This window comes from Micavibrio aeruginosavorus ARL-13 (genome assembly GCF_000226315.1).
GTDB lineage: Bacteria > Pseudomonadota > Alphaproteobacteria > Micavibrionales > Micavibrionaceae > Micavibrio > Micavibrio aeruginosavorus_B.
Map to the genome: position 1 here is coordinate 278,777 of NC_016026.1, position 24,999 is coordinate 303,775.

Below are 24,999 nucleotides of genomic sequence, written 5' to 3' on the forward strand. Positions count from 1 at the left end.
AGAAAAACGGTGATTATTCAGCGGATTCGGCGTTCGCGCCCGCGTCGTTTGCGGGGGCTTCAATGCCTTGGTCAGCCTGTTGACGGGCAATCCATGCGGCGAAATCTTCCTTGCTGACAGCATGGATTTCAATCGGCATGAAAGCGTGGTTGATGCCACACAGTTCCGAGCACTGACCGTAGTAAACGCCCGGTTTTTCAATGCGCATCCAGGTTTCGTTGATACGGCCCGGAACGGCGTCGATCTTGATGCCAAAGTTCGGCATGGCGAAGCTGTGGATCACGTCTTGTGCGGTGACCAGAACCTGAATGGTGGTGTCAACCGGAACAACAACCGGGTTGTCGGTGGACAGCAGGCGAACCTGGCCTTTGGCCGGGTCGATCTCGTCATCCTTCAGCATGTTCGCGGTCAGCGTCACGCCGCCCTGATCCGGGTATTCATAGCCCCAATACCATTGATAACCCGTGACTTTCAGCGTCATTTCCGGCTCTTTCGCGCGATCGACGTAATAGAGCAGTTTGAATGACGGCACGGCAATGATGATCAGGATGATCACCGGCACCAGCGTCCAGATAATTTCCAGCATCACGTTGTGTGTCGTGGTGGACGGTGTCGGGTTCGCCTTCGCATTGAAGCGAACCATGACGAACACCAGCAGGGCGGTCACGAACAACACGATCCCGGTGATGACGATCATCAGCAGGTGGTGGAAATTGTGAATTTCCGTTGCCGACGGCGTGACCGCGGGCAGCATACCAAGTTGTGTCGGATGAGCCAGATTGTCAGCCGCCATCGCAACGGACGGCAGAATCAAAACCAGGGCGGACAGGAAAAGGGATAAGAGAGTTGTAATGCGCATGGATAAGAGCTTCATGTTACAGGATCGGGAGTGTGATATTTTTCAGCACAAACAGCACTTTAATCACGCCTTTCTGATACACGGAAAGGGGTGGTCAGCGCAAGGGGGAAGCGCAAAAACTTGCCGCATTATGGCAACGTTAAGGGCGGCGGTATGGGGCGGGATTAACCGTGACGGGCCGGCTGGAACACGGCCGTGGCCAGAGCGGTCACCAGGGACGGCAACGGACGGGCTTTAAATTCCATAACATTATACGTGTCAAGCTGGACCGGACGGGCCAGCGCACGCTTCAGCCCGGCTCGGCTGTTGGCGGCATAGGAGCGGGCTTCGTCCGCGACATTCTCAATGACCGAGGGAATGTGGAGCAGGGATGGAATATCCATCCGGCGCAAATCCGCGGCGGCCTTACCAAAACCTGGGATCAGGCGGCGGATCATGTCTTCGGCCTGATCCAGGGTCAGGGAATAGACATAAATATTGTCGCGTGACCGGGTCAGGCGGCGCATCACATCGTCCTGCCATATGTCAAAGCAAACGGCCAGTGTGTTGCGCACGAACACCAGATCGCGGCGGACCGGGTCGACGATGTCCTTTTGCCCGCGGCTGTCCAGAACGCTGTCCAATGTGCGGACGGCATTGCCGAGGTGGGTCAGGGAATCCAGCGGATTGTACACAGACAAAGTCGGTTCAGACTTTACAGCGGCAAAAGCACGCGCTTCTACGGACATGATCACACCCATGGGTTCGGTTTTTTGTCTGCGCGCCTTCTTGATGGGCGGGTCAGGGGCCAAATGGATACCCGATTCGCCCCAACCCCGGCAACGGGGCAGGATAAAGTTGTGCACCGGAAGTTTTGGGGTATCAGGGCTTCAATTCGATCAGCGTGTTCAGCGCCGGGCCGGTCGTGCCCCAGATGTAAAGTTTGGCGTCGGTAATATCCGGCGTGCCGAAATACATTTGCGGCAGGATCAGGGTCCAGGTGCCCTTTGTATCTTCGCCCAGAAATGCCGATGTCGATACGACCAGGCGCATGCCGCGCGGGTCGGCCAGGCTGGGGCGGTCCCATGCGGCCAGCAATTTAACTTCCGTTCCCGATGGCGAAATCAGGGAGACTTCTTCCGGCAATCCGTTCTGATAAATTTCATACGGTGATGTGGTTTGCGGGACCGCGCGGAATTCAAAGATTGTTTGCAAGGCTGCGGCGTTGTCCGTCACGGTGAGGCTGAGCCGGCGGGCATTGCGTTGAAAATCAAAACGAATATTTTTCGTCCCGTCACTGCGGATCAATGTCGGGGTAATGTGCTGGCCGTCGTTGCTCAGATGGCGCAGGAGTTGCTGGTGCCGGTCGGGATTGTAGATGCCAAATCCGGTCAGGCTGCTGTGCCGCAATCCGCGCGCATTGCGCACCATCGATTGATCCAGATATTCGCCGTGCTGGCCCGGATCGGTGATCAGTTTGTCCTGTGATGCGGACAGCAGCGCCGTTGCGCGGACATCCTGATCCGTCGCCTGCGGGAAGCGGCTGCGCAATGTTGCGATGTGGGCGGCGACATTGGGGGATACAAACGACGTGCCTGTGATGTCGCAATTTAATTTGCCCGCATCGCGGTGGGCGGTAAAAGCTCTGCGAATGGTTGACCATTGCAGCTTTGTGCCGTTTTTATCCCCGACGGACATGGTGGTGCGAAAATCGTCGATTTCATCCTGCGTCATATAATAATTGTTGCAAAAACCCTGCTTGTACCCGGTTGGATAAACAATGTCGGGTGCGTTTTCAGATGTGTAGCAGGTGACGGTATGATCGGGGGTCACGGCCCCGGTGAAGATCGCGCTGTCCGCGTAGGAATAGGCGCTGACCATCTGGCGACGCAGGGCGTCGTAATCGCGCTCTTCCGGGCACAATGTGTTGCCGGCGTTCCCGGCGGCGATCACCGGATTGATGTCGGCTTTCGTCCACAGGGATAGGAAATGCTCCGCTTCCGGGCGGGGCGTTTTGTCAAACGGGGACGGGGTGCTGGAGATGGATACGACCTTGTAACGCAGCAGATGGTCTTTGCCCTCGATCCCGTCATAGGCGTCGTCGTCGATCAGGGGAATGGCGGGTATGCGATGCCCATTTTTCTCAATCCGCCATTTGAAAATGCCGCGTGCCGATGTGGCATGGTGGGTAAACAGCCAGTCTTTTGTTAAAAACCGTGTGGCCGGTTCAATATGGGCCACGGGAACGATGGGAACGGATGAATAATCCGGCTGAACCGCGTTGTTGAAACAGGCGCTGAGCGTTGTTCCCAATGCGGCACACCCAACGGCGCGCAAAATGGCAGCGGTGCGGGTCATGGGTTACGGCCCCTTGGCAACAGCGTGTTGAGTGTCGCGGGATCTGTGCCCCAGATATACAGCGCGGCATCACCAATTTTCGGCGTCAGGAACTTCCCGCGCGGCAGGCGCAGTGTCCATGTGCCATTGGTCTGTTCACCCAGAAACGCCGGTGCGGCCACCGCCATGCGGTAGCCATCGGCATCGCTTAACGACAGAGGTTCTGTTGCAACGGGAAGGCGTATGGCCGTACCCGAAGGGGAGACCAGGGTGACGTGAGTGGGTAAACCCTGCTCCAGAATATCATCCTTCGATGTGGAATGGGGCGTTAAACGAAATTCTACAATTGTGCGTATGGCGGCAGCATTGTCATCAACATGGAATGTAATGGTGCGATCCGCATTTTCTGGCTCGTTCACTGTGCCTGTGGCGGCATGAATGAAACGTGATGATAAGGTCTTGTTTTCACGGATCAGATGTTCGAGCAGGCGTTCGTGCTGGGCCGGATCATATAATCCAAAACCGCTGATCGTGTTGTAGTGCAGGCCGTTGGCATTGATTGCCGATTGTGCGTGGAAGTAATTCGCATCCTGATCCATACCGATCCGTAATGTGTCTTGCGATGATGCCAGCAGCGCGGTGATATAGGTGTCTGTGTCGGTGGCCTGCGGAAATTTGGTGCGCAATGTGGTCAAATGGCCGTTGACGTTGGGCGCGGAAAACGATGTGCCTTCAATGTTGCAAACGGTTTTTCCGGCGTCCGGATGGGCGCGGAACAAACGGTCCCCCATCATGCGTTCGCGCGGGGTCATGGTGCTGGACCGGACGGTGTGGCGCATGGCGTCGATTTCCGGCTGGCTCATATAATAATCATTGCAAAAGCCTTGGGCATATCCGTGGGGATAGAGCAAATCCGGTGCATTTTCCGAGGAATAACATGAAATGGTGCCATCCAGCTCGGCTGCGCCAACTTTCATAAAGCTGTCGGAAAAAGTGTAGGACGTAATGCGTTGCCAGAACAGCAGGCGCCATTCATCGACAGTTTGTTTTTTCCCCGTGCACAGGTAATTGCCCATATTGCCCGTGGCCGCGATGGTCAGTGTATCGCTGGCGGACCAGATCGGGGCCAGTGTCATGGCATCCGGTGTGCGTAAATCAGGGTCGGGGATGGCGCTGGTCGACAGAATTTTGAAATCGCGGATGTACGTGCTTTTTTCAATATCGCGATAGGATTCGTCGTCAATCATGGGTGGAATGGCGGCATCGGAAAATCCATTCAGTCGGATGCGCCAAGCCAGAATATCGCGGGCCGATTGGCCATGGTGATGGAAAAACCGGTAATCGCGGACCAGGCGGGTCATCGCCTCAATATGGGCCGAGGGCGCTGTGACGGGTGGTGCGGTGACCTGTGTGGCCACGCTGGGCCCGGCGGCCATGGCTGCGGCTATGGCGAAGATGGATGAAAGCTTTTTCACTCTGACGCGTCCCTGTTTAATCGGGCCTCTTTATAGGCTGGGCCCGGAATGCAGGGACGTTAGGGCAAGTGGGGCGGGGAATGCAACCCTTCAGGCCAAAATTAATGCCCGCGCCCCATTGTATATTTAAAGTGTGGCGCGTCCGCGCCACAGGGATAAGCCATAAAGGGCGGCCGTTTCGCTGCGCAAGATGCTGGAGCCCAGTGAGACCGGGGTGAAGGGGGTGGTTTTGCGCAAGATTGTTGCTTCTTCTGTCGTAAATCCGCCCTCGGGTCCGATCAGGAGGGCGAAGCTGCTGCGGTTGCTCAAAAGATTTTGCAGGTCCGGCGTATCACCCTGCCGCTCCAGTGCGGCGAAAATCGGTGTGTCATGAGACCATGCCCCCGGCACGCGGTCCAATGCGATCAACGGGTGCAGGGTGGGAATATCCATCCGCTCGCATTGTTCACTGGCTTCGATAATCTGTGCGCGCAGCCGTTCATCATTCACATCGCGGACTTCGGTATTGCGTGTCAGAACGGGGTGCAGGTCGGTGACGCCCAATTCAACCGCCTTTTCAATCAGCATGTCCATCCGCGCCTTCTTGATCGGGGCGAAGAACAAATGGGCCGGGGCCGGGGCCGGTGTTTGCGGGATCAACAAATCGGCGACATGCAACGCGCCATCGCGTTTGCCGATGGCATGAAAGGTTGAGGCCCATTCCCCGTCGCGGCCATTGAACACACGCACGGAATCACCATCCTTGCGGCGCATTACGGTTTTAAAATAATGCGTTTGATCCGGCGACAGCGGGACCTCCGCCCCGGCGCTGAGCGCAGCATCCAGAAACAAACGCGGCCATTTTTTGAAATCGGGTGTCATAAATGGATATCACCATGAAAGCCGGGTGGTTGTCTATCGCCCTATCATGCGCTCCCTCCCCCAGAGGGGGAGGGTTGGGGTGGGGGGATAAGGTGGTGGTGATGACTTTAATACTCTGAGCCCCTCCCCCCAGCCCCCTCCCTCGTGGGAGGGGGAGAAGAAGGGATTTCCTCCTTGTGGGAGAGGGCTGTTGACATATTTTGTGAGAATTGGTTTGTAAGCGTCATTCGTTAAAAAATTTAGGATAAAAACCATGACCAAAGAATCCGTCAAAGCCATGCGCGAATACCGGGCCGCCTTTATGACCGTATTGGGTCATCTGGATGCGGAGGGTGTAGCGATGGACAAAGCGCACCGTGTGTTGGGTGTGACCAAGCGTGAATTTAACAAATGCGCGTTAGCGGCGGCCGTGGCAACGTGGGATGCGTCGATGGACGATGTTGTTGCGCTGGAAAAGAAAAACAGCGTCTTAGGCCGGGGAATGTTGCTGGCCCAGCTTGGCAACGTGCATGAGGTGTTGGTGTTGCTTGGTGCGGATGTGTCATCGGATGCCGGTTTTGCGGCGTTGGGCATTACAAAACAGGTATTCGACATGGAATGTCGTGAAGCTGTTCTGGGGGCGCTGATGATGGTCGAAACGGGCGGTGTGCAAATGGCCGTCCAATATGGTGACTGGGATTTTGTGAACAACGTGTATCGATGCATGTGCGCGGGCGGGATAAGTCCGTCGCAGGATCAGATTTACAAAGATGCCGGTTTAAAGTCCCGCGCGCATTTTGAAGCGGTTTATGCCGATTGTAAGGACAAGGCGGCGCGTATCAGAAGCGAAGCCATTTGCCCGCTTAATCACAACCCATCCTGAGACACCCATGACCCACACCGACATTCGTACCCAAGGCTGGACCGCATACCTTCCGGGATTTATGCGCCCCTATGCCTTACTGATGCGGCTGGACCGGCCGATCGGGACGTGGTTGTTGCTGTTGCCCGGCTGGTGGGCGATTGTGCTGGCGGCGGGTGGGGTGCCTGCCATGAATCCCTATGACTGGAAATTGATTGTCCTGTTCGCCATCGGCGCGATTGTCATGCGCGGGGCGGGGTGTGTGATCAACGATCTGTGGGATCGCAAGCTGGATGCCAGGGTGGAGCGCACGGCCCAGCGGCCATTGGCGTCGGGCGCGGTCTCGGTTCCGGCGGCGTGTGTGTTGCTGGGCGTGTTGCTCAGCATCGGGTTGATGATTTTGCTGGAACTGAACATCACGGCCATTTTGCTGGGTGTGTTGTCGGTGGCGTTTATCGTCGTTTACCCGGCCATGAAACGCATTACATGGTGGCCGCAGGCGTTTTTGGGGCTGACCTTTAATTTCGGCGCGCTGATGGGGTGGGCTGCGGTCACGGGCGCGGTGGATATGGCGGCGTTGTATCTGTATGCCGCCGGATTCTTCTGGACGCTGGGGTACGACACGATTTATGCCCATCAGGACAAGGAAGATGATGCGCGTATCGGCATTAAATCCACGGCGTTGTTTCTGGGTAAAAAAAGCCGCATCTGGATCGCCGGGTTTTATACGCTGACCCTGATCCTGCTCGCGGCGGCGATTGGATCGGTGTGGGGGATTGTGACGCTCATTCCTGCTGCGATGCACCTTGCCTGGCAGGTGAGGGATTGGGATATGAATGACCCGGCCAGCAGTTTGAAATTCTTTCGCTCCAACCGCGATTTTGGATTATTGGTTCTGGCGGCGGTGGGGCTGGCCACGCTTCTCTAACCCTTCACAAATCCTGCGGTGTGTGCGATCCTTGTAAAAAAATACAGGGAGAAAAGCCGTGCCGAGCCAGATTTACGCCCCATCATCCGATATTTACCGCCTGTCCGACGCGTTCCGCGCCCGGGTTGAGGCCGTGTCGATGCAGGCACACCGCGTTTTGAACGTCGATGTGATTCGCCAGAACACGCAAGATGGCAATGTCATGCAAACTTTGTCATGGCAGGGTTTTGACCGCCTCGATCTGGGGGTGGAGGATATTATGCTGGCCCGCGCCATTCTGGAACACCCGCCGCTGGCCCCGGTGTTGATGCCGTATTTTTCCGATCCGTTTGAATTGCCGCCCGTGGCCCTGCGCGTGCGTGAATTGTTCGACATGGCCAGCCTGGCCCCTGTGCCGGGCCGGGATGAAATTGATGATCTGATCGCCGACACGGACCGGGCACTGGATGATTGCACGACGATGATGAGCACCCTGCCGAAATCGGCGTTGGTCGGTGGATTCCTGTCGCGTGATATCGCAGGTCGTGCCGCCATGATCGACCGTGCCCCGGCTCTGCGCCATTATGCCTGCCTGAAGGACCGCGTGCGCGATTGGGTTTTGAACCCGCTGAAGGCCGCCCTGCTGGGTCAGGATGGAAACGTGACCGAACAGGATATGGGCCCGGTTCATTCCATCCGCATTACCAGCCGCGCAGTGACATCGCGCGACGAATTGATGGAAGCCCGCGCCATCGTCGCCGCCATGCGGGGTGAAAGCAACCGGGTTGGGTTGATGACGCCAAAAATATAAAACAGCATTTAAAAAAACCCCGCCGATTGGCGGGGTTTTTTATTTTGATTTTAATCCGCGGCGCTGGCCAGATGGCTCAAACGTTGTTCCGCGATCATCAGGCGGGGAATGTCCACCGCGCCGCCTTGTTGCAGGGTGGCCAGCAGTGGCGTGATTTGTTCCGCCTTGTCTGCGTGCTGGGCCAGCCATTGCTGCAGCAATGAATCTTTGGCCCCCTTCTTGGCATTGGCCTTCACTGAATCCTTCAGGATGCGCAGGGTAATGGCGGCCTGCACACTGAACAGGCGTTCGATCAATCCGCCACGGGCTTCGTGGGTCCAGCGGTCGCGTACTTCGATCTCGTCCGCGCGCTGGCGCAGCCAGTCGATGTGGAAATGCTCGCCAGCCTCGAAATAGGCCTTCGCCGTCTGGATCGGGTCGGTTTTACCGTCCAGCGTGATACGGATGATGTCACAGGCCGAATCCAGAACCGGGATCATGGCAATGTTGCGGGCCAATGACGCCGGAACACCGGAGGCTTTCAATGCCTCCATCCGCGCCTTCATCGTCTCCAGCATGGCTGGGGTGGCGATATCCTCAACCGCATCGCGCAAGGCTTTGACGCGCGGGGTGAAGCTGGCGATGTCCGCATCAATATTCGGGCGGCGGCCCAAACGGGTCAGCATCCATGTCACGGAGTGATCGGCCATATACGCCAGATCGGCCAGCATGCTGGTTTGAATATCCGCCGGGACTTTGTTGTCCAGCGCTTCAATCGCATCCCACATATCGCGCAGGCCAAAGATTTCCCGCACGATGATATAGGAACGGGCCACATCGGCGGCCGATGCGCTGGTCGAATCCATTTTGGATTTAACGAACGTCGCACCCAGACGGTTGACCACGCCATTCGCAATCGCCGTGGCAACAATTTCGCGCTTCAGGCGGTGCTTGCGGATCTCGGCGTCAAACTTCTTCCGCAGGGCGGCGGGGAAGTAATCAGACAGCCAGATATGCGTGGCCTTTTCATCCGGGACGTCCGAATCCAGCAATTCCCGCGTAAACATAATTTTCGCATAGGATTGCAGGGTGCAGAGTTCAGGCCGCAACAGGCCCATGCCCGTGGACCGACGACGTTCAATTTCTTCTTCATCCGGCAGATGTTCCAGGGCACGGTTCAAACCGTGATCACGTTCCAGATCGCGGATAAACTGCACATCCGTTGTAAAGGTGTCGGATGCGCGATGGGCCATCAGGCTGATGCCCTGCGTTTGCTGATAGTTGTTGCGCAGGACCAGATTGGCCACCTCATCCGTCATGCTGGCCAGCAATGTATTACGCTTGGCCAGGGTCATTGTGTTGGCTTCGTCGTGCATCACGGCGGTCATCAAAATTTTGATGTTCACCTCGACGTCCGACGAATTCACGCCACCGGAGTTGTCGATAAAGTCCGCGTTCAAACGCACGCCACGGCGGGCCAGATCATTCCGGGCCGCTTGGGTCACGCCAAGGTTGGCACCTTCGCCAATCACGCGGGCACGGATGTCGGATGTATTGACGCGCAGCGCATCGTTGGCCTTGTCGCCCACATCGGCATGGGTTTCGTGCGGCGCCTTTACATACGTGCCAATCCCGCCGAACCAGAGCAGATCGACCTGTTTTTTCAACATGGCGCGGATCAGGTCCGGGGGGGATACTTCGCTTTTCTCAATGCCGTATTGGGCCATGATTTCCGGGGTGAGTTTCAGGCTCTTGTCCGCGCGGCTGTAAATACGGCCCCCTTTGGACAACAGCTTTTCATCATACCCGTCCCAGCCCTTGACGGCGTCGAACAGGCGTTTGCGCTCGGCAAAGCTTTTCGCGATATCCGGGTTTGGGTCGCAGAAAATGTGAACGTGGTTGAACGCACCGATCAGGCGGATATACGGGGACAACAACATACCGTTGCCGAACACGTCGCCACCCATATCGCCGACGCCAATGACGTCGAACGGCGTTTCCTGAATATTCGTGCCCAGTTCGCGGAAATGGCGCTTCACCGATTCCCACGCACCACGGGCCGTGATGCCCATTTTCTTGTGGTCATAGCCAGCAGAACCACCCGACGCGAACGCATCACCGAGCCAGAAGCCATATTCAGCGGACAGGCTGTTGGCGAGGTCGGAGAAGGTGGCCGTGCCCTTGTCGGCGGCGGCGACGATATACGGGTCATCCCCGTCACGGCGCACGACGTCCTTGGGCGGAACGACCTTGTGGCCCTTCAGATTGTCGGTGATGTCCAGCATGCCACGGATCAGCATTTTGTAGCATTCGATCCCTTCGGCCATGAATGCTTCACGCCCGCCCGTGGTGGGCGGGTTCTTGACGACGAAGCCGCCCTTCGCGCCCATTGGCACGATAATCGCGTTTTTCACCTGTTGGGCTTTCATCAAGCCCAGCACTTCGGTGCGGAAATCTTCCGGTCGGTCGGACCAGCGGATACCGCCGCGCGCAATGCGGTCGCCGCGCAAATGAATCCCCTCCATTCGCACGGAATAAACGAAAATTTCGCGGAACGGTTTCGGGTCCGGCAGGTCAGCGATCTGGCCGCTGTCCAGCTTGATGGATAGATAAGGCTTTGGCTGGCCATCCGCACCCTTCTGGAAGAAGTTGGTGCGCAGGGTCGCGTTGATCATCGTAGTGAAAGAGCGCAGGATTTTATCCTGATCCAGCGACTTCACGGCGTTGAGTTCTTTTTCAATCGCCTTGTTGATCTTGTCCAATGCGGCATCGCCGTCTTTTTGCCCGGTTTTGTTTTGGGCCGGGTTCAGGCGCGCCATGAACAAATCGACCAGCAAACGGGCAATCACCGGATAATCGGTCAATGCCCGCTCAAGGAAGCGGTTGGAGTACGTGACGCCCGCCTGTCGCATATAGCGAACATAGGTGCGCAGGATGGTGACTTCGCGCCAGTTCATGGCGGCGGAGACCACCAGACGGTTCAAGCTGTCATCTTCCGTTTCCCGATTCCAGATACGGATCAGGGCTTCCTCAAACGGCGTGTTGATTTTATCAATCGCCATCACCGGACCGGTTGTTTCCATTTGGAAATCGTGAATCCAGATGGCGGTGTCGGTGCCATGTGGGCGGACTTCGAATGGCAATTCGGCAATCACGCGCAGACCCATATTCTCCAGCATCGGCAGAATATCGGACAGGATGACAGGCTTGTCCGCGCGATACAGCTTCAGGCGCAGTTCGTTATCGGGCAAACCGTGTGACCGGTACAGGTCACGGGCCAGAATGCCGGTCGACAACGCTTCCTCAATCTTGAAGACGTCGTGAACGCAGCTTTTCGGGATATAGGTTTCGCGGTACGCACTGGGGAACGCGCGGCCATATTTTTCGGTCAGGTGTGCGATCTCCGCATCTTCGTGCAGTTTTTCGGCAAAGGCCACATTCAGGCGTTCCGCCCATGACCGCCCGGCTTCCTGCAATTCATGTTCAATCGCCAGACGGTCAAAGGTGGGCTTTTTCTTCGGATCAATGGTGATGACATACATCACGCGGGCCAGCGGTGAATCGTCCAGGCTGGCGTAATAATCGTCGCATGTGCCGTTCAGCCGTTCTTCCAGAATGGATTGCATGCGCATCCGCAATGTCGTGTCATACAATTCGCGCGGAACGTAAACCAGGCACGATACATACCTGCTGAACGTATCCAGACGGGTGTATAGCGCAATACGCTGGCGTTTTTGCAGACGCAGCATGGACAGGGCGTAGTCATAGAGCGTGTCCACGTCGATCTGGAACAATTCGTCGCGCGGATATTTCTCCAGAATATGGGCCAGGGCCTTGTGGTTGTGGCTGCCGCTGGCGAAATGGGACCGGTCGGTGACCATGTGGGTTTTGCGGCTCAAATACGGGATGTCGCGGATGGACCGGGAATAGGTCACGGACGTGAACAGGCCGACGAACAACGCTTCGCCCTTGATCTTGCCGCCCTTGTCATACAAGCGGACCATGATGGCATCCATGTTCACACGACGGTGAACGGTGGATTTGCGATGGATTTTAAAGACCAGCAAGGGTTCGTCATTTTTATGCAGCTCGGCCAGATGCTGGGGCAGGGTTTCGCGCCCTTCCGGGAAAATGTTGGTTTTCACTTCCGTGCGCAGCAGGCCCAGATGCGAACCCGGCACAGCCTTGGCCACCATCTTGCCATTCTTGTCTTTGGCATACGCATATTCGCGGTAGCCGAGCAGGGTGAAATTGTCCTTGTACAGATATTCAAGGAAGCCTTGGTAATCCTCGACCGCGTCGTCGGCGAAATGGGCCGGGGCGTGGCTGAGCGCGTTTTCACAATCGCGCAATTTGCTGCGCATTTTCTGCCAGTCACCGGTGGCAAAACGGGTGTCGACCAGAATCTGTTCCAGACGCTCGTGCAGTGTTTTAATCTGCGCGTCGCTTAACGTGCGGTTCAGGTGGATATGGATGTGGGACTGGCCCTGTGTCGTATCATCCGGCGTGGCGGATACGGATGTGACTTTGCCACTGGCATTGCGGCGGACTTGAATCACCGGGTGGACCAGCAATGTGATGATCTGGGCCTGGTGCGTGATTTCGGCGGTGACGGAATCGACCAGAAACGCCATGTCATCATTGACGATGTCGATCACGGTGCAACCGGGGGCCCAGCCGTCTTTCTTGATCGTCGGGTTGGTGATGCGGATATCCGGCTTGCCCACTTTGCGCGCATTCATCATGTCGAAATGCAGTTGCGCGGCCAGCGCCATGTTCTTCGGGTCCATCATCTCCAGATCGTCTTTCGACGTACGCTGGAACAGAACTTCGGTGAAGTCCTTCAGGGCCTGCGGCGCCTTCGGCGGCAACGCATTGACAGCTTTGGTGATGAGGGGGTGGAGTTTCGTCGGGGCAGGGGCTTTGGCCATAGTGTCACATACATCCATGATGCTGGTGAGGGGGGTACTCTATATTACGCAGTCTGTTCTGGCGGCAAACTAGGCCGAAATGTCGGGCGCGGCAAGCCTGCACCCATGTTGCGAACGCACAGGGGGCATGCACTGTGTAGCGGGATCATGATGAATTATTTCTTTTATTTTTCAAGGTCTTGTGTGGTGTTTGTTTGGTGTGCGCCGCACAAGGTGTGAAAATTGACGATTTATGGGAAAAGGCGTAGTTTGAACACCGTTATAAAAAGCCCGTTGAACAGAGCGAAGGATAAAAACATGACCACGAAAACCAAGAAACCAGACACCACCGGTATGGATTTTTCCCGCGCCGCCGTGGGCCCGGATCGCGTCGAAAGCGCCGCACAAACGGATGCCACCCGCGAATGCCAATATCCGCGCCAGCCGAAGCGTCAAGGCCATGAATCGTTTGAGCCGTATGGTTTGAACTAAGATTGATTTTGAGAATAAAAAAGCCCCTAACCGGGGGCTTTTTTATCGGGCCGTCCATCCGCCATCGACGGGCAATGATGTGCCGGTGATGTTGGATGCGGCATCGGAACACAGGAACACGGACAGCGCGCCCAACTGTTCCACCTCAACAAATTTCTTCGTCGGCTGCGGGGTCAGCATGATTTTCTCGACCACTTCGCTTTCGGGCAGGTTGTGGACCTTGGCCTGATCCTTGATCTGGTTTTGCACCAGTGGCGTCAGGACATAGCCCGGGCAAATGGCGTTGCAGGTGATGTTGTCCGTTGCGGTTTCCAGCGCAATCGTTTTCGTCATGCCGACCAGCCCGTGTTTGGCGGCGATATAAGCACTTTTAAACGGTGATGCGACAAGGCCGTGGGCGGAGGCAATGTTGATCACGCGGCCCCAGCCCTTTTTCTTCATGCCGGGCAGGCAGGCTTTGGTCGTGTGGAACGCGCTGTTCAAATTGATGGCGATGATGGCGTTCCATTTATCTTCGGGGAATTCATCAATCGGGCTGACATGTTGGATGCCGGCATTGTTGACCAGAATATCAATCGCGCCAAATACACCGATGGATTTTTCGCACATGTCGCGGATCTGCTCCGGCTTGGTCATGTCGGCCCCGTGATAGAGTGCGCGGATGCCGTGATCCTTCTCCAGCCCCAGCCGGATTTTTTCAATCTCCGCCGTATCGCCCAGTCCGTTCAACACCACGTTGGCCCCGGCGGCGGCCATGGCCTGTGCAATGCCCAATCCGATGCCACTGGTCGATCCGGTAATCAGGGCGGTTTTTCCGGCGAGGCTGGTCATGGGCGTATCCTTTGGTGCGGTTGCGAAGGTGTCGGGGGGAAGGGTAAAACGGCGGCCGATGACGGGCAAGGGGGGTGTGAGCCTGCTGCCCATATATTTGACATAATGCAAAATCTTGGGTAAATTAAGGGCTATGAAACAGATTTCCTTGGATCAACATCCTGATTTTATTGCCGTTTTCGATGGCCGGGTCGATCTGGCCGCCGCGATGAAGGCGGCGCGCGATGCCTTGCTCGACCCGGCCTATCAGGCCGTGGTGGTGGTGCGGGACAGCGCAACGGCGGATCAATCGGCTGACCGGGCGGCCAGTTTGCTGAAAACCATGTCCCCCAACCGCGATGAATTGGGCCGCTTGCCTGATGGACGCTTTGCCGTGATGCGCGCCAGAGAGGGCACGCAGGATGTCTATGCCCGCGATGATTTCAACCGTGTGGCGGGGCATGATGTCACCGACCTGCTGACCGCCATGAATGGGCTGTTTCATTCCGATCCTGCCATGTATGTGCGCGTGGCTGATGGCGATAACGCCAATGCCCATCTGGATAGCGGGTATGAATTCATCAACCCCGATCTGGTCAAGGATGCGCCGTTGCCCGGTGCGGTGACGTTGACCATGGCCCTGCGTGGTGGCGGAACGATCGTGCGCGAAGTATCACGGAATGAATTGGAACGGTCCCGCGGGTCGAATGGCCAGATGGTCTGGCGTCAGGTTTCGGATATGCACGATGACGATATGGGTGTCGGTGGCGCGGCCATTCCGGCCCATCTGGGGTGGCAAGCCAAAGCAGGGGATGTGTGTTTGATGCGTGGCGGCGATTGGCCGGAAACGCATTTGCCGACGCTTCATGCCTCTCCCATTCGACAACGTCAGGGTGACCCGAAAGAGCGGGTTGTTTGTCTGGCGTTTCTGTAAAACCCTGTTTTGTCTTATGGCATATTGCAGTGCCATCTAAACCCTCATTCGCTGCCAGTCATTGATTGCAGGCCATGGATCGCCTAGGCTTCTCCCCACAATTCATAATCAGGGGAGAACAATCATGGCCGATCTTTTTGAAAATCCGCTTCACACCGATGGCTTTGCATTCGTGGAATACACGGGCGAGCCGAAAATTCTGGAGAAGCTGTTTGCCGATTTCGGTTTTACGGCCGTGGCCAAACACAAGACGCGCAATGTTGTTCTGTATCGTCAGGGCGGCGTGAATTTCCTGATTAACCATGACACCACGGGTCAACCGGGTGAATTTCAGGCGATCCACACATCCGGTGCCAGCGCCATGGGCTTCCGCGTGAAAGACGCGAAACAGGCGATTGCCGATGCGGTCAAACGCGGCGCGGAACGCGTTGAAAATCACGGCGGGTCAATGGGTGATGATATCCCGGCGATCAAGGGGATTGGCGGATGCCTGATCTACTTCATCGATAATGACGGCGTGTATGAGCGTGATTTCGATTTTTATCCGGGCGTGGATAAACACCCTGCGGGCGTTGGTTTCACCTATATCGACCATCTGACGCACAACGTACATCGTGGCAACATGGCGGTGTGGGCGAAGTTTTATGAAGACATCTTCAACTTCCGCGAAATTCGTTACTTTGATATCGAAGGCAAATTGACCGGCTTGAAATCCAAGGCGATGACCAGCCCGTGCGGTAAAATCCGCATTCCGCTGAATGAATCATCGGATGATAAATCCCAGATCGCGGAATTCCTGAAACGCTATAACGGCGAAGGGATCCAGCATATCGCGCTGGGCACCAACGACATTTACAAAACCGTGGAAATGATGCGCGCGCAGAACGTGCCGTTCCAATCCACGCCGGAAACGTATTACGAATTGCTGGACAAGCGTGTGCCGGGTCATGGCGAAGATGTGGCGCGCCTGAAATCGCTGAATATCCTGCTGGATGGTGCGCCGACGGAAGGGCAGGGGCTGTTGCTGCAGATCTTCACTCGTGATGCCATCGGCCCGATCTTCTTTGAGATTATCCAGCGCAAAGGCAATGAAGGATTTGGTGAGGGTAATTTCAAAGCCCTGTTCGAATCCATCGAACTGGACCAGATTCGCCGCGGCGTATTGAAAGATGAAAAGGCAGCGAACGCTTAAATAGATGAGGACGCCATCCATTTTGAGCATCCCCGCGAAAGCGGGGATCCATGGGGGCGGTGGGTACGGTGTGGATTCCCGCTTGCGCGGGAATGCTGAGGAAAAAGAGAGTTTAGGAAGAATGAAACTAGCGTCCTATAAAGGTGGGCATGACGGGTGGTTGATGGTTGTGGCCAACGACCTCTCCGTCTGGGCCCCGGCGACGGATGTGGCTCCAACTCTACAATATGCGCTCGATCACTGGGCAGATGTTGAGGAAGATTTGCGTATCCTGTCCGATGCGCTGAATTCCGGTCGGGTCAAGGATGTTGAAAAATTCGACACGGGCAATTGTTCGGCTCCGTTGCCCCGGGCATACCAGATTGCGGATGGCAGTGCGTATCTGAACCACGTCGAATTGGTGCGCAAGGCGCGCGGTGCCGAAATGCCGCCGGAATTCCTGCATGACCCACTGATGTATCAGGCCGTATCCGACCCCATTCTGGCTCCCAACGACGATATTGTGGTGACCAGCGAAGAATACGGTATCGATTTCGAAGGTGAAGTTGCCGTTATTACCGGTGATGTGCCGATGGGCGCAACGCCGGAAGAGGCCGCCGCGCAAATTCGTTTGATCATGTTGATGAACGATGTGTCGTTACGCAACCTGATCCCCGCCGAATTGGCAAAGGGTTTCGGATTTTTCCAGAGCAAGCCGCCCTCCGCCTTCTCCCCCGTGGCGGTCACGCCCGATGAATTGGGTGCGGCGTGGCAGGGGGGCAAAGTGCATTTGCCGTTGATTTGCACCCTGAATGGCCGTGTGGTGGGCAAACCCAATGCCGGCGTGGACATGCAATTTGATTTTGGCCAATTGGTGGCCCATGCGGCGAAAACACGGCCCTTGCGCGCCGGGGCGATTATCGGGTCGGGGACCATTTCCAACCGTGACCGCGCGGCCGGTGTGGCATGCCTGGCCGAAACACGCATGATCGAAAAAATCGAAACCGGGGTCATGACCACGCCATTCATGGCGTTTGGCGATGTGATCCGCATTGAAATGATCAATGACAAGGGCGCGTCCGTGTTCGGCGCGATTGAACAAAGGGTAACCCGTCAATCATGATGACACTGTATAGTTACTTCCGGTCCTCTACCGCGTATCGGGTGCGCATTGCCCTGAATTTAAAGGGGGTTGAGTATGAAATTGTGCCCGTGCATCTGGCCAAGGGGGAGCAGTTTGCGGACATGTACCGCCTGATCAACCCGATGGCGGCGGTGCCGGTGTTGGACCATGATGGGTTCCGTGTGTCGCAATCATTGGCCATTTTGAATTATATCGACAATGTCGCGCCCAACCCGCCTTTGTCCCCCATTGATGATATTCAGGGGCAGGCCTATGTACGGCAAGTGGCGTTGGCGGTTGCGACCGATATCCACCCGCTGACAAACCTGAAGGTTTTGAAAAAGCTGGGCACGATGTTTGGCGCATCGGAAGACCAGAAAAATGAATGGTACGCCCATTGGGCGCTGGATGGGATGCGCGCGGTCGAGACGATGCTGCTGGATTGTGGGCGCACGGGTAAATTCGCCAATGGTGATGCGGTCAGTGTGGCTGATCTGTGCATCGTGCCGCAAATGTACAATATGCGCCGGTATCATCTGCCGTTAGATGAGTTCCCGATCTGTCGCCATATCGAGGAAAATTGCATGGCCTTGACCGCGTTCCAGACAGCATCGCCGGAAATGCAACCCGATGCACCAGATGATTTAGAAATTATTCACGGCCCGCATTTTAAAGGAGGTTTGATATGACCGAATATGATTCCGGTAATCCGCTGGGCGCCGGCGTGGCCGCCGATGCGATGAAATATGTGATTGATCAAGGGTGGGACGATTATACAGCGGAAGAACACGAAACATGGCGCTTGTTGTATGAACGTCAGCGCACATTGATGCCGGGCCGCGCCTGCAAGGAATTTTTGCAGAATATGGATGCGTTGGGGATTGGGGACCAGCAGATCCCGCGCTTTACCGAATTGAATAAAAAATTGAAGGCCCTGACCGGGTGGGAAATTGTCGCGGTTGAAGGGTTGATTCCCGACGCGCCGTTCTTCCAGCTTCTGGCCGATCGTAAATTCCCGGCGGGGTCGTTTATTCGCCGCCGTGACCAGATGGATTATCTGGAAGAACCCGATGTGTTCCACGATGTCTTCGGCCATGCGCCGATGCTGGCCCACCCGGTGTTCGCCGATTATATCCAGGCCTATGGTCAGGGTGGTCTGCGCGCGATGAGTGAAGGGGTGATTACCAACCTGACGCGTCTGTATTGGTACACGGTTGAATTTGGATTGATGAAAACGGATGAGGGTTTGCGCATCTATGGTGCGGGCATCCTGTCATCCCCCGGCGAAACCGTGTTTGCGGCGGACAGCGATTCACCGAACAAAATCGGCTTTAACCTGAAGCGGGTGATGCAGACGAAATACAAAATCGATGATTTCCAGACCAGCTATTTCGTCATCGATTCGTTTGATGATCTGTTCAAACAGACCTATCAGGATTTTGGCCCGATCTATGCCGACCTGAAAGCCAATCCGATGAAATACGCGCCGGGCGATCTGTTGCCGGATGATGTGATCCTGCAACGGGGCACCGGCGTCTATGCCGCCGAAGCTGCAAAACGCAAGGCGCAAGCGCAAGGGTAAAAGGGGGTTACTGTCCGCCGGACAGCAATTCACCGTCCTGAACTGTATCGTGACCATGTCCATCGGGCGTGGTCGCGGTCGTTTTGGGGGCGGACATCATGGATGGTGGCGGCACGGAAGCGGCTGGCGCCGTACTGTCCGGTGTGGGTGTTGTTGCTGTTGCCGTGGTTGTCGCAGGTGCCGGGGCCGCCGCTGTCGCGGGTTCTGTTTTGACCGGTTCTGTTATGGACTGGCTCTGTGCGGTTGGGGCGGGTGTGGCCGCAGCTGCGGGGGCCTCAACCTTCGGCTCTTCGGTTTTTACGGGTTCCGGTGTCGGCTCCGGTGCGGCTTTTGGTGCCGGGGGCGGGCGCTTGATTGTGCCTTGATGTTTCAGGTCGATCACGGCGCGGTAATGTGCGGCGTTGGCGTCCGGCGCAATCAGGCTTTTGTCCGTGACGGCCACATCCTGGCGCAGGACGAGGACCAGACGGGTGCCATCTGTGCCGTTATCCATGGCTTGCGTCGACCATGACTTGATCGCGGGGGATGATGATGTGCCGCTTTTCGCCGCCGTCCATTTCATGCCCGGCAATTCGACCAGCAATAAATCTTCGCTGTTGTCCAGATCGGTGGTGAATTTGACGGGGGATCCTGCATCCAGGACCAGACGGGTTTTGCCAGCATGTTCGCCAATACGCAACGCGCTGATCACCGGGCCGGATGGGGCAGTGACTTTTGTCTTTACCGGTGCGGCGGCTTTAACGGCGGGTTCGTCCATCACCGGGGCCATCACTGGGGCCGGGGCGGCGGGTGCTGGGGCCGGGGCTGTTGTCGCTGGCGCAGTTGTGGTGACAGGGGCGGGCGCCTCCACAACCGGGAACAGGCTTTGTGGTGCGGCGGTGCTGGCGACCATGACCGGTGCGGCCATCGGGGCTTGATCCTGTGCGGTCAAGGGCGCGGCCACGGAGTGCATGGTGGGTGCCTGCAGGGCATTCATATCGCGGCGTAAATCAATAATGGCAGCTTCGGCGCGTTTGATGCGGGCTACCGGATCCTGAATATCCTCAACGAACAGGGCTTCGGGGCTGACATTCATGCCCCGCGCCGGTTGCATCGCGGGCGGTGTTTCGGCCATGGCCATCGGGCAGATCTGGGTGGTGGTTTGCACCACGCCCACGTCTTCCGCATCCGATCCGCCACAGGCCGACAGCGTCAGCGCACACACCATCAGGGCCGTGCTGCAAAAAAGGCGGTTCAGTGTGGGGCGGGGAGCCCGGAAAAAGGACATGGACATTGAAATCCGAACGGAAGGAACAGAATGAAAAACGCAGGAGAGGCCAGTGATTCGGCCTTGACTATAAGAGTACGGGCGCGGGCTTGTCTTCGTCAATAGCCTGGCGCTATCATCCCGGGCAAGGAATGGGGCTTTTCGATCATGCAAAAACAATCTCATATCGGCATTATTGGCGGCGGTGCCGCGGCGGTGGCCCTGGTGGCGCATGTGGCCCGTCAGGCCGCTGATTCAGGCATGGACGCCCCCGTTATCACCATTTTTGATCCGGCGGATGTGATTGGTCTGGGGGTGGCTTATGCCACGCGTGACCCGGCGCATGTGTTAAACGTCCCGGCGGCGGGGATGAGCCTGTGGCCCGACCGGCCGAATGATTTTCTGGATTGGTTGAACACCTATCCCGGCTGGCGCGTGCTGGACCCGTCTTTCGAAGATATGGCGGTCACGCCGTATAGCTTTATGCCGCGCATGGTCTATGGCGCGTATCTGCGCGACCATCTGGCCCAGGTCAATGAATGGGTCAATGTGACGCATTGCCGGGCCATGGTTACCAATGTCGTGCCACAGGATGCGGGAATTGCCGTGTCATGTGGGGCACAGACACAGGTCTTTGATGCGGTGGCTCTGGCCTGTGGCAATGTGGCCCCGGTCCGGGTTCCCGGGATGGAGGTGAATGCGCCCACGATCCCGCTTTATGGCCTGCGCCCCAACGATATTCCGTCCGGTTTCACCGGGAAACGTGTGATGATTTTGGGCACGGGGCTGAGCATGGTGGATGCCGTACTGACCCTAGACCGCATCGGGTATGACGGACAGATCGTGGCGGTCTCGCGTCACGGCCTGTTGCCCCAGCCCCATGCGCCCCAGATGCTGACACCGCGTCCGGCCTTTGTTGCGCCTGATGCGTTGCCATCATCGGCGCGGGGGATGATGCAGGCCCTGCGCCGGGCCGCACGTGAGGGGGATTGGCGGGCTGCCGTGGACTCCTTACGCCCCTTCAGCAATAAAATCTGGCGCGGATTATCACTGACCGAACGGGCGCGGTTGCGCCGGGTTCTGCCCTATTGGGCGGTGCATCGCCATCGCATGGCCCCGCACGTGGCCCTGCGCCTGCAGGAATTGATGGGAGCGGGCCGTTTATCCATCCATCATGGCCGGGCGGATTATGTGCGCGGGGATGGCAATAACGGTGTCGTGGTTGGCGTGGACGGGGTGGATCATGCGTGCGACGCGGTGATTTCTGCGTTGGGCTATCGTTCCGATCCTTTCGCACCGGGCAGTTTGACCGCCACACTGGTGGATACGGGTGTCCTTGCGGTGGATGGTCCGGCCATGCGGATTTATGATGATGCCACTTTGCGTCTGCATGCGGATGCCCGGCTGTATGGGCTGGGGCCTGTTCTGGGGGCGGCCTTCATCGAAACCACGGCCATGCCGGATATTCGACAACAGGCGGCGGCGATTGCCGCGACCCTTCTGGTTCGATAATCTTTGGGCGCAATAAAAAACGACCCGCCGGTGACCAGCGGGCCGTTTTCGTGAATTTTAAATGGAGACTTAGTCCGCCAGCTGGATGTTCCCGGCTGCGGTTTTGCCGCGGCTGGTGACCAGTTCATAGCTCAGCTTCTGGCCTTCTTTCAGGCCACGGATGCCGGCTTGTTCCAGAGCGGTGATGTGAATGAACACGTCGCTTCCGCCATCATCGGGTTGAATAAACCCATATCCTTTTGTGGTGTTGAACCATTTAACGGTCCCGGTGGCCATGTTCGTCTCCTTCATTCAACTAAAAGCACGTGAGTATAAACGGCTCCATCCCGCGGCCGGCGGAATGATTCCGGGGTTTTGAATGTCTCGAACCCGGGCCGTACAATACCGTTAAAACGCACCCCTCGCAAGGGAATCGTATGGGTTGCAGACGCATGAAAACGGCCCGGAACGCGAGGTCAAGGCGCGCGACAGGGGCGGGATGGGTGTGTGGAAAACATTACGAAAAAGAAAAAGTGGAAGGCCGAACGCGACCCGGCAAATTTCGTTACGGCTGCTGCCTCTCGGCCCTGACCGGATTGGCGAACTGTCCGCCCGCGCCGACCTTCCGTGGGTTGATATAGGCGCTTGCGCGGGCAAATGCAACACACACAACCCCCATCCAGGTATAAATTTTCCAGATTATCGGCCCGCTATAGCTCCGCGCCCCAGAATTTTCCCTCTGCGCCCTTGCGTTCCATGGCTGGAATGCGCTATAGGCATCCGGTCTGTTTCCTTACAAACAGCACGCCGCTGTAGCTCAGGGGTAGAGCAGGTCATTCGTAATTAAATGCTCTGTGCCTGAAAGCAGCGTGTATAGAGGGGGTTAGCAATCTTGCCCCAGCCCTAATAAGGCTATAATAAGGTTGCCACATTTTCCGGTGTGCCGCTGTAGCTCAGGGGTAGAGCAGGTCATTCGTAATGACAAGGTCGGGGGTTCAATTCCCTTCAGCGGCACCAGTCGGAGGTTATATTTCCATTCCCAACAGGGGTTCTTTTGCAGTTACACTGCATTTCCCGCCATTTTTCCTCCCCCTTAAAGTTGCATCGTATAATTTACGCCCTAGCTGCTTGCAAAGGGGCGTGTTTTTTCGCAATCTATAAATCTAATGGCTAATTTATTTAGAGGGACGCCAGTATGACTTTTGATATCACTAAATTTAAAGCAAGAGAGAAATTAACTGGGCGTTATGGTCAGCACATTGGCTCCCTGAAAGCTGCTGGAAAAGAAACCGCGTCAATAGAAACGGCGGTTGAAGGTGCTCTTGCCAATATAAAAAGCGGCAACACTCGTTCTTTCGTGATCTACGGAGAGCCTCAGAGTGGGAAAACCGAGATGATGATTGGGTTGACCGCGAGGTTACTCGATGAGGGGCATCCAATTATCATTCATTTGCTCAATGATAGCGTTGATCTCTTAGAGCAAAACTTGCGTCGCTTCAAAAAATCAGGAATTGCGCCATCGCCAAAGATCTATAAGGAAATTTTGGATCCAGCAATTAAGGTTGGAAATGGCGAATTAATTCTGTTTTGTAAGAAAAATTCGAAGGACTTGAAAAAGCTAATCGATAAGATTGGTAATATAGATAAAAAAGTCATCATAGATGATGAAGCGGACTATGCATCACCTAACGGCAAAGTGAACAAGGGCGAAAAAACAAAAATCAATGGCTTAATCACTAAATTGCTTAAAGATGATGGCTTATATATTGGCGTCACTGCCACGCCAGCGCGGCTGGATTTGAATAATACATTTGAGAACGATCATGAGAAGTGGGTCGATTTCCCTCCTCATTCTAAGTACACGGGGCAAAATATTTTCTTTCCGCTTAATCCTGATCGCGAGCAGTTGAGTTTCAAATTAACGTTTTTGCCAGATTCTGGAGATAGTCCAAAATATATCCGTGATGCTCTGTGTCGGTTTATGATCAATGTGGCTTATCTCAATATTGAAATTAACAAAAAGCCTGAGAGCTATAGCATATTAATACATACGAGCGGTAAAAAGGCTGATCATAAAGGTGATTGGCATGTTGTTGAATCTGTTTTTTCAAACCTGTCTAGTGAACAAAACCCCAAATTTGCTAAACAAGTAGAGGCTATTTGGGAAATGGCTCAAGAGATATATCCCGGTAAAGCGGATTCTATTACTGGATACATTGTCGATAATGCAACTAGAAACGCTGTGCTTCTTTTGAATAGTGACCGAAATGATCCGAACTTAGAGGAGGCCTCCAATCCGTCTTCTCTTTTTACGGTGGTTATCGGTGGGAATATTGTGTCCCGTGGTGTTACATTTAATAATCTTCTTTCAATGTTTTTTACAAGAGATGTGCAGCATAAAATACAACAGGATACATACATTCAGAGAGCACGAATGTTTGGTGCTAGAGGTGATTATTTAAAATTTTTCGAGCTTACGATTCCTGAGGCGCTATATGTGGATTGGCACCGCTGCTTTGTATTTCACAAGCTGGCTATAGAGGCGATTAAAGAAGGTAAGGGAGCCCCTGTCTGGTTGGCTGATCACAGAATTAGTCCTGTATCTTCGTCTAGCATCGACAGAAGTACAGTTTCCTTGGATCGTGGAGAAATGGCGTTTTCTTTGTTTGATTTTGATGCAGACAGTCAGTCCCTCTATGAGTCCGTAGTTGAATCATCAGTCGATGAATTTTCAAAATTAAAAGAGCTGCACTTGGCTTTTGGTGATCAGGTGTTCCCAGAGTATCTTTTAAAATACATTGAAAGCACCTCGTTTAAAGGCGCTTCTTCTGTAGCGATACACCCTGCGACGTCGATAGCTGGCTACAAGCAAAGCGCTGGTTTGGACAAGGAAAAAATTGAGCGTTTAAAAGGGTTTTTCGGTAAAACGCAAATGCAAAAAGAGAAGTTTCCTGATGCTGTCCATCATCTAAAGGTTTTTTATAATGAAAGTGGGCGCGCTCGACTTTTTTATAAATTTGATGGGTCTGTTCAATTCATCAAGAATTTGATTAGCCAGATCGAAAGGAAAGCTGCGTGATTAAGGAGTATGAATATTTACACGGTGTAGTTTTTTCTAGGTTGTGTAACGTATATGGCACTTCTGTGTCTATTCGTCCTTATACTGAACAAGGCTATTCATCTTACGTTGT

General features: G+C 55.4%; 20 protein-coding genes, 1 tRNA gene and 1 other RNA gene. 12 read left to right on the forward strand and 10 right to left on the reverse strand.

Annotated features, from left to right (window positions below; all coding sequences use genetic code 11):
* Positions 1 to 13: 13 nt before the first annotated feature.
* The 5 genes from coxB to MICA_RS01210 form a co-directional block, all read right to left on the reverse strand.
* Complete coding sequence (coxB, locus tag MICA_RS01190; protein WP_014101825.1) at positions 14 to 859, reverse strand: cytochrome c oxidase subunit II; 846 nt, start codon at positions 857 to 859, stop codon at positions 14 to 16.
* Positions 860 to 1,023: 164 nt separating this feature from the next.
* Complete coding sequence (locus MICA_RS01195) at positions 1,024 to 1,587, reverse strand: hypothetical protein (protein WP_236619935.1); 564 nt, start codon at positions 1,585 to 1,587, stop codon at positions 1,024 to 1,026.
* A 133-nt stretch (positions 1,588 to 1,720) separates the two neighbouring features.
* Entirely contained in the window at positions 1,721 to 3,196 is a 1,476-nt protein-coding gene (locus tag MICA_RS01200) for a S8 family serine peptidase (RefSeq protein ID WP_014101827.1), read from the reverse strand.
* Complete coding sequence (locus tag MICA_RS01205; protein WP_014101828.1) at positions 3,193 to 4,650, reverse strand: S8 family serine peptidase; 1,458 nt, start codon at positions 4,648 to 4,650, stop codon at positions 3,193 to 3,195. The genes MICA_RS01200 and MICA_RS01205 overlap by 4 nt, the downstream gene beginning before the upstream one ends.
* 126 nt (positions 4,651 to 4,776) lie before the next feature.
* Positions 4,777 to 5,511, reverse strand: a complete 735-nt coding sequence (locus tag MICA_RS01210) for a 16S rRNA (uracil(1498)-N(3))-methyltransferase (RefSeq protein ID WP_014101829.1) — start codon at positions 5,509 to 5,511, stop codon at positions 4,777 to 4,779.
* Positions 5,512 to 5,764: 253 nt separating this feature from the next.
* On the opposite strand from MICA_RS01210, the gene MICA_RS01215 reads away from it, so the two are divergent.
* Genes MICA_RS01215 through MICA_RS01225 form a run of 3 tightly spaced genes read left to right on the forward strand, consistent with a single transcriptional unit; the run spans position 5,765 to position 8,070 of the window.
* Positions 5,765 to 6,373 carry a hypothetical protein gene (locus MICA_RS01215; RefSeq protein ID WP_014101830.1) on the forward strand — a complete coding sequence of 203 codons (609 nt, stop codon included), beginning with the start codon at positions 5,765 to 5,767 and terminating at the stop codon, positions 6,371 to 6,373.
* A gap of 7 nt (positions 6,374 to 6,380) precedes the next feature.
* On the forward strand, positions 6,381 to 7,280 hold the full coding sequence (gene ubiA, locus MICA_RS01220; RefSeq protein ID WP_014101831.1) for a 4-hydroxybenzoate octaprenyltransferase: 900 nt from the start codon (positions 6,381 to 6,383) through the stop codon (positions 7,278 to 7,280).
* Positions 7,281 to 7,338: 58 nt separating this feature from the next.
* Positions 7,339 to 8,070 carry a hypothetical protein gene (locus tag MICA_RS01225; RefSeq protein WP_014101832.1) on the forward strand — a complete coding sequence of 244 codons (732 nt, stop codon included), beginning with the start codon at positions 7,339 to 7,341 and terminating at the stop codon, positions 8,068 to 8,070.
* 50 nt (positions 8,071 to 8,120) lie between these two features.
* On the opposite strand, the gene MICA_RS01230 is transcribed toward MICA_RS01225, so the two are convergent.
* Complete coding sequence (locus MICA_RS01230) at positions 8,121 to 12,980, reverse strand: NAD-glutamate dehydrogenase (RefSeq protein WP_014101833.1); 4,860 nt, start codon at positions 12,978 to 12,980, stop codon at positions 8,121 to 8,123.
* Between the two features lie 297 nt (positions 12,981 to 13,277).
* Between MICA_RS01230 and MICA_RS12210 the strand changes: the two genes are divergently transcribed.
* Positions 13,278 to 13,451: a hypothetical protein gene (locus MICA_RS12210; protein ID WP_187287637.1), complete on the forward strand. Its 174-nt coding sequence runs from the start codon at positions 13,278 to 13,280 to the stop codon at positions 13,449 to 13,451.
* A 42-nt stretch (positions 13,452 to 13,493) separates the two neighbouring features.
* On the opposite strand, the gene MICA_RS01240 is transcribed toward MICA_RS12210, so the two are convergent.
* The gene (locus MICA_RS01240) at positions 13,494 to 14,282 is read right to left on the reverse strand and encodes a 3-hydroxybutyrate dehydrogenase (RefSeq protein ID WP_014101835.1); all 789 of its coding nucleotides are present in this window, start codon (positions 14,280 to 14,282) and stop codon (positions 13,494 to 13,496) included.
* A 133-nt stretch (positions 14,283 to 14,415) separates the two neighbouring features.
* Between MICA_RS01240 and MICA_RS01245 the strand changes: the two genes are divergently transcribed.
* The 5 genes from MICA_RS01245 (at position 14,416) to phhA (ending at position 19,071) form a co-directional block, all read left to right on the forward strand.
* Positions 14,416 to 15,195 carry a hypothetical protein gene (locus MICA_RS01245; protein WP_014101836.1) on the forward strand — a complete coding sequence of 260 codons (780 nt, stop codon included), beginning with the start codon at positions 14,416 to 14,418 and terminating at the stop codon, positions 15,193 to 15,195.
* A 124-nt stretch (positions 15,196 to 15,319) separates the two neighbouring features.
* Positions 15,320 to 16,387 carry a 4-hydroxyphenylpyruvate dioxygenase gene (hppD, locus tag MICA_RS01250; RefSeq protein ID WP_014101837.1) on the forward strand — a complete coding sequence of 356 codons (1,068 nt, stop codon included), beginning with the start codon at positions 15,320 to 15,322 and terminating at the stop codon, positions 16,385 to 16,387.
* A 121-nt stretch (positions 16,388 to 16,508) separates the two neighbouring features.
* Positions 16,509 to 17,489: a fumarylacetoacetate hydrolase family protein gene (locus MICA_RS01255; RefSeq protein ID WP_014101838.1), complete on the forward strand. Its 981-nt coding sequence runs from the start codon at positions 16,509 to 16,511 to the stop codon at positions 17,487 to 17,489.
* The gene (gene maiA / locus MICA_RS01260) at positions 17,489 to 18,178 is read left to right on the forward strand and encodes a maleylacetoacetate isomerase (RefSeq protein ID WP_081463091.1); all 690 of its coding nucleotides are present in this window, start codon (positions 17,489 to 17,491) and stop codon (positions 18,176 to 18,178) included. The genes MICA_RS01255 and maiA overlap by 1 nt, the downstream gene beginning before the upstream one ends.
* Positions 18,175 to 19,071 (forward strand): phenylalanine 4-monooxygenase, encoded by an 897-nt coding sequence (phhA, locus tag MICA_RS01265; protein ID WP_014101840.1) that lies wholly within the window; start codon positions 18,175 to 18,177, stop codon positions 19,069 to 19,071. The genes maiA and phhA overlap by 4 nt, the downstream gene beginning before the upstream one ends.
* A gap of 7 nt (positions 19,072 to 19,078) precedes the next feature.
* Here phhA and MICA_RS01270 read toward each other — a convergent pair whose 3' ends face one another.
* A complete protein-coding gene (locus MICA_RS01270) occupies positions 19,079 to 20,344 on the reverse strand; it encodes a hypothetical protein (protein WP_014101841.1) in 1,266 nt (421 codons plus the stop codon).
* A gap of 141 nt (positions 20,345 to 20,485) precedes the next feature.
* Between MICA_RS01270 and MICA_RS01275 the strand changes: the two genes are divergently transcribed.
* Positions 20,486 to 21,829 carry an FAD/NAD(P)-binding protein gene (locus MICA_RS01275; RefSeq protein WP_014101842.1) on the forward strand — a complete coding sequence of 448 codons (1,344 nt, stop codon included), beginning with the start codon at positions 20,486 to 20,488 and terminating at the stop codon, positions 21,827 to 21,829.
* Between the two features lie 69 nt (positions 21,830 to 21,898).
* Here the strand turns inward: MICA_RS01275 and MICA_RS01280 are convergent, their stop codons facing one another.
* Positions 21,899 to 22,105, reverse strand: a complete 207-nt coding sequence (locus MICA_RS01280; RefSeq protein ID WP_014101843.1) for a cold-shock protein — start codon at positions 22,103 to 22,105, stop codon at positions 21,899 to 21,901.
* Between the two features lie 235 nt (positions 22,106 to 22,340).
* An RNA gene (gene ffs / locus MICA_RS11985) (signal recognition particle sRNA small type) lies at positions 22,341 to 22,435 on the reverse strand.
* Between the two features lie 315 nt (positions 22,436 to 22,750).
* Here ffs and MICA_RS01285 point away from each other — a divergent pair.
* Positions 22,751 to 22,825, forward strand: a tRNA-Thr gene (locus tag MICA_RS01285).
* 178 nt (positions 22,826 to 23,003) lie between these two features.
* A complete protein-coding gene (locus tag MICA_RS01290) occupies positions 23,004 to 24,887 on the forward strand; it encodes a Z1 domain-containing protein (RefSeq protein ID WP_014101844.1) in 1,884 nt (627 codons plus the stop codon).
* The last annotated feature ends 112 nt before the right edge of the window (positions 24,888 to 24,999 follow it).

Bases quoted from the DNA above. Each gene is read 5' to 3' on its own strand.
- coxB (WP_014101825.1), bottom strand. From the start codon at position 859: ATGCGCATTACAACTCTCTTATCCCTTTTCCTGTCCGCCCTGGTTTTG.
- MICA_RS01195 (WP_236619935.1), bottom strand. From the start codon at position 1,587: ATGTCCGTAGAAGCGCGTGCTTTTGCCGCTGTAAAGTCTGAACCGACT.
- MICA_RS01200 (WP_014101827.1), bottom strand. From the start codon at position 3,196: ATGACCCGCACCGCTGCCATTTTGCGCGCCGTTGGGTGTGCCGCATTG.
- MICA_RS01210 (WP_014101829.1), bottom strand. From the start codon at position 5,511: ATGACACCCGATTTCAAAAAATGGCCGCGTTTGTTTCTGGATGCTGCG.
- MICA_RS01215 (WP_014101830.1), top strand. From the start codon at position 5,765: ATGACCAAAGAATCCGTCAAAGCCATGCGCGAATACCGGGCCGCCTTT.
- ubiA (WP_014101831.1), top strand. From the start codon at position 6,381: ATGACCCACACCGACATTCGTACCCAAGGCTGGACCGCATACCTTCCG.
- MICA_RS01230 (WP_014101833.1), bottom strand. From the start codon at position 12,980: ATGGCCAAAGCCCCTGCCCCGACGAAACTCCACCCCCTCATCACCAAA.
- MICA_RS12210 (WP_187287637.1), top strand. From the start codon at position 13,278: ATGACCACGAAAACCAAGAAACCAGACACCACCGGTATGGATTTTTCC.
- MICA_RS01240 (WP_014101835.1), bottom strand. From the start codon at position 14,282: ATGACCAGCCTCGCCGGAAAAACCGCCCTGATTACCGGATCGACCAGT.
- MICA_RS01245 (WP_014101836.1), top strand. From the start codon at position 14,416: ATGAAACAGATTTCCTTGGATCAACATCCTGATTTTATTGCCGTTTTC.
- hppD (WP_014101837.1), top strand. From the start codon at position 15,320: ATGGCCGATCTTTTTGAAAATCCGCTTCACACCGATGGCTTTGCATTC.
- MICA_RS01255 (WP_014101838.1), top strand. From the start codon at position 16,509: ATGAAACTAGCGTCCTATAAAGGTGGGCATGACGGGTGGTTGATGGTT.
- maiA (WP_081463091.1), top strand. From the start codon at position 17,489: ATGACACTGTATAGTTACTTCCGGTCCTCTACCGCGTATCGGGTGCGC.
- phhA (WP_014101840.1), top strand. From the start codon at position 18,175: ATGACCGAATATGATTCCGGTAATCCGCTGGGCGCCGGCGTGGCCGCC.
- MICA_RS01270 (WP_014101841.1), bottom strand. From the start codon at position 20,344: ATGTCCATGTCCTTTTTCCGGGCTCCCCGCCCCACACTGAACCGCCTT.
- MICA_RS01275 (WP_014101842.1), top strand. From the start codon at position 20,486: ATGCAAAAACAATCTCATATCGGCATTATTGGCGGCGGTGCCGCGGCG.
- MICA_RS01280 (WP_014101843.1), bottom strand. From the start codon at position 22,105: ATGGCCACCGGGACCGTTAAATGGTTCAACACCACAAAAGGATATGGG.
- MICA_RS01290 (WP_014101844.1), top strand. From the start codon at position 23,004: ATGACTTTTGATATCACTAAATTTAAAGCAAGAGAGAAATTAACTGGG.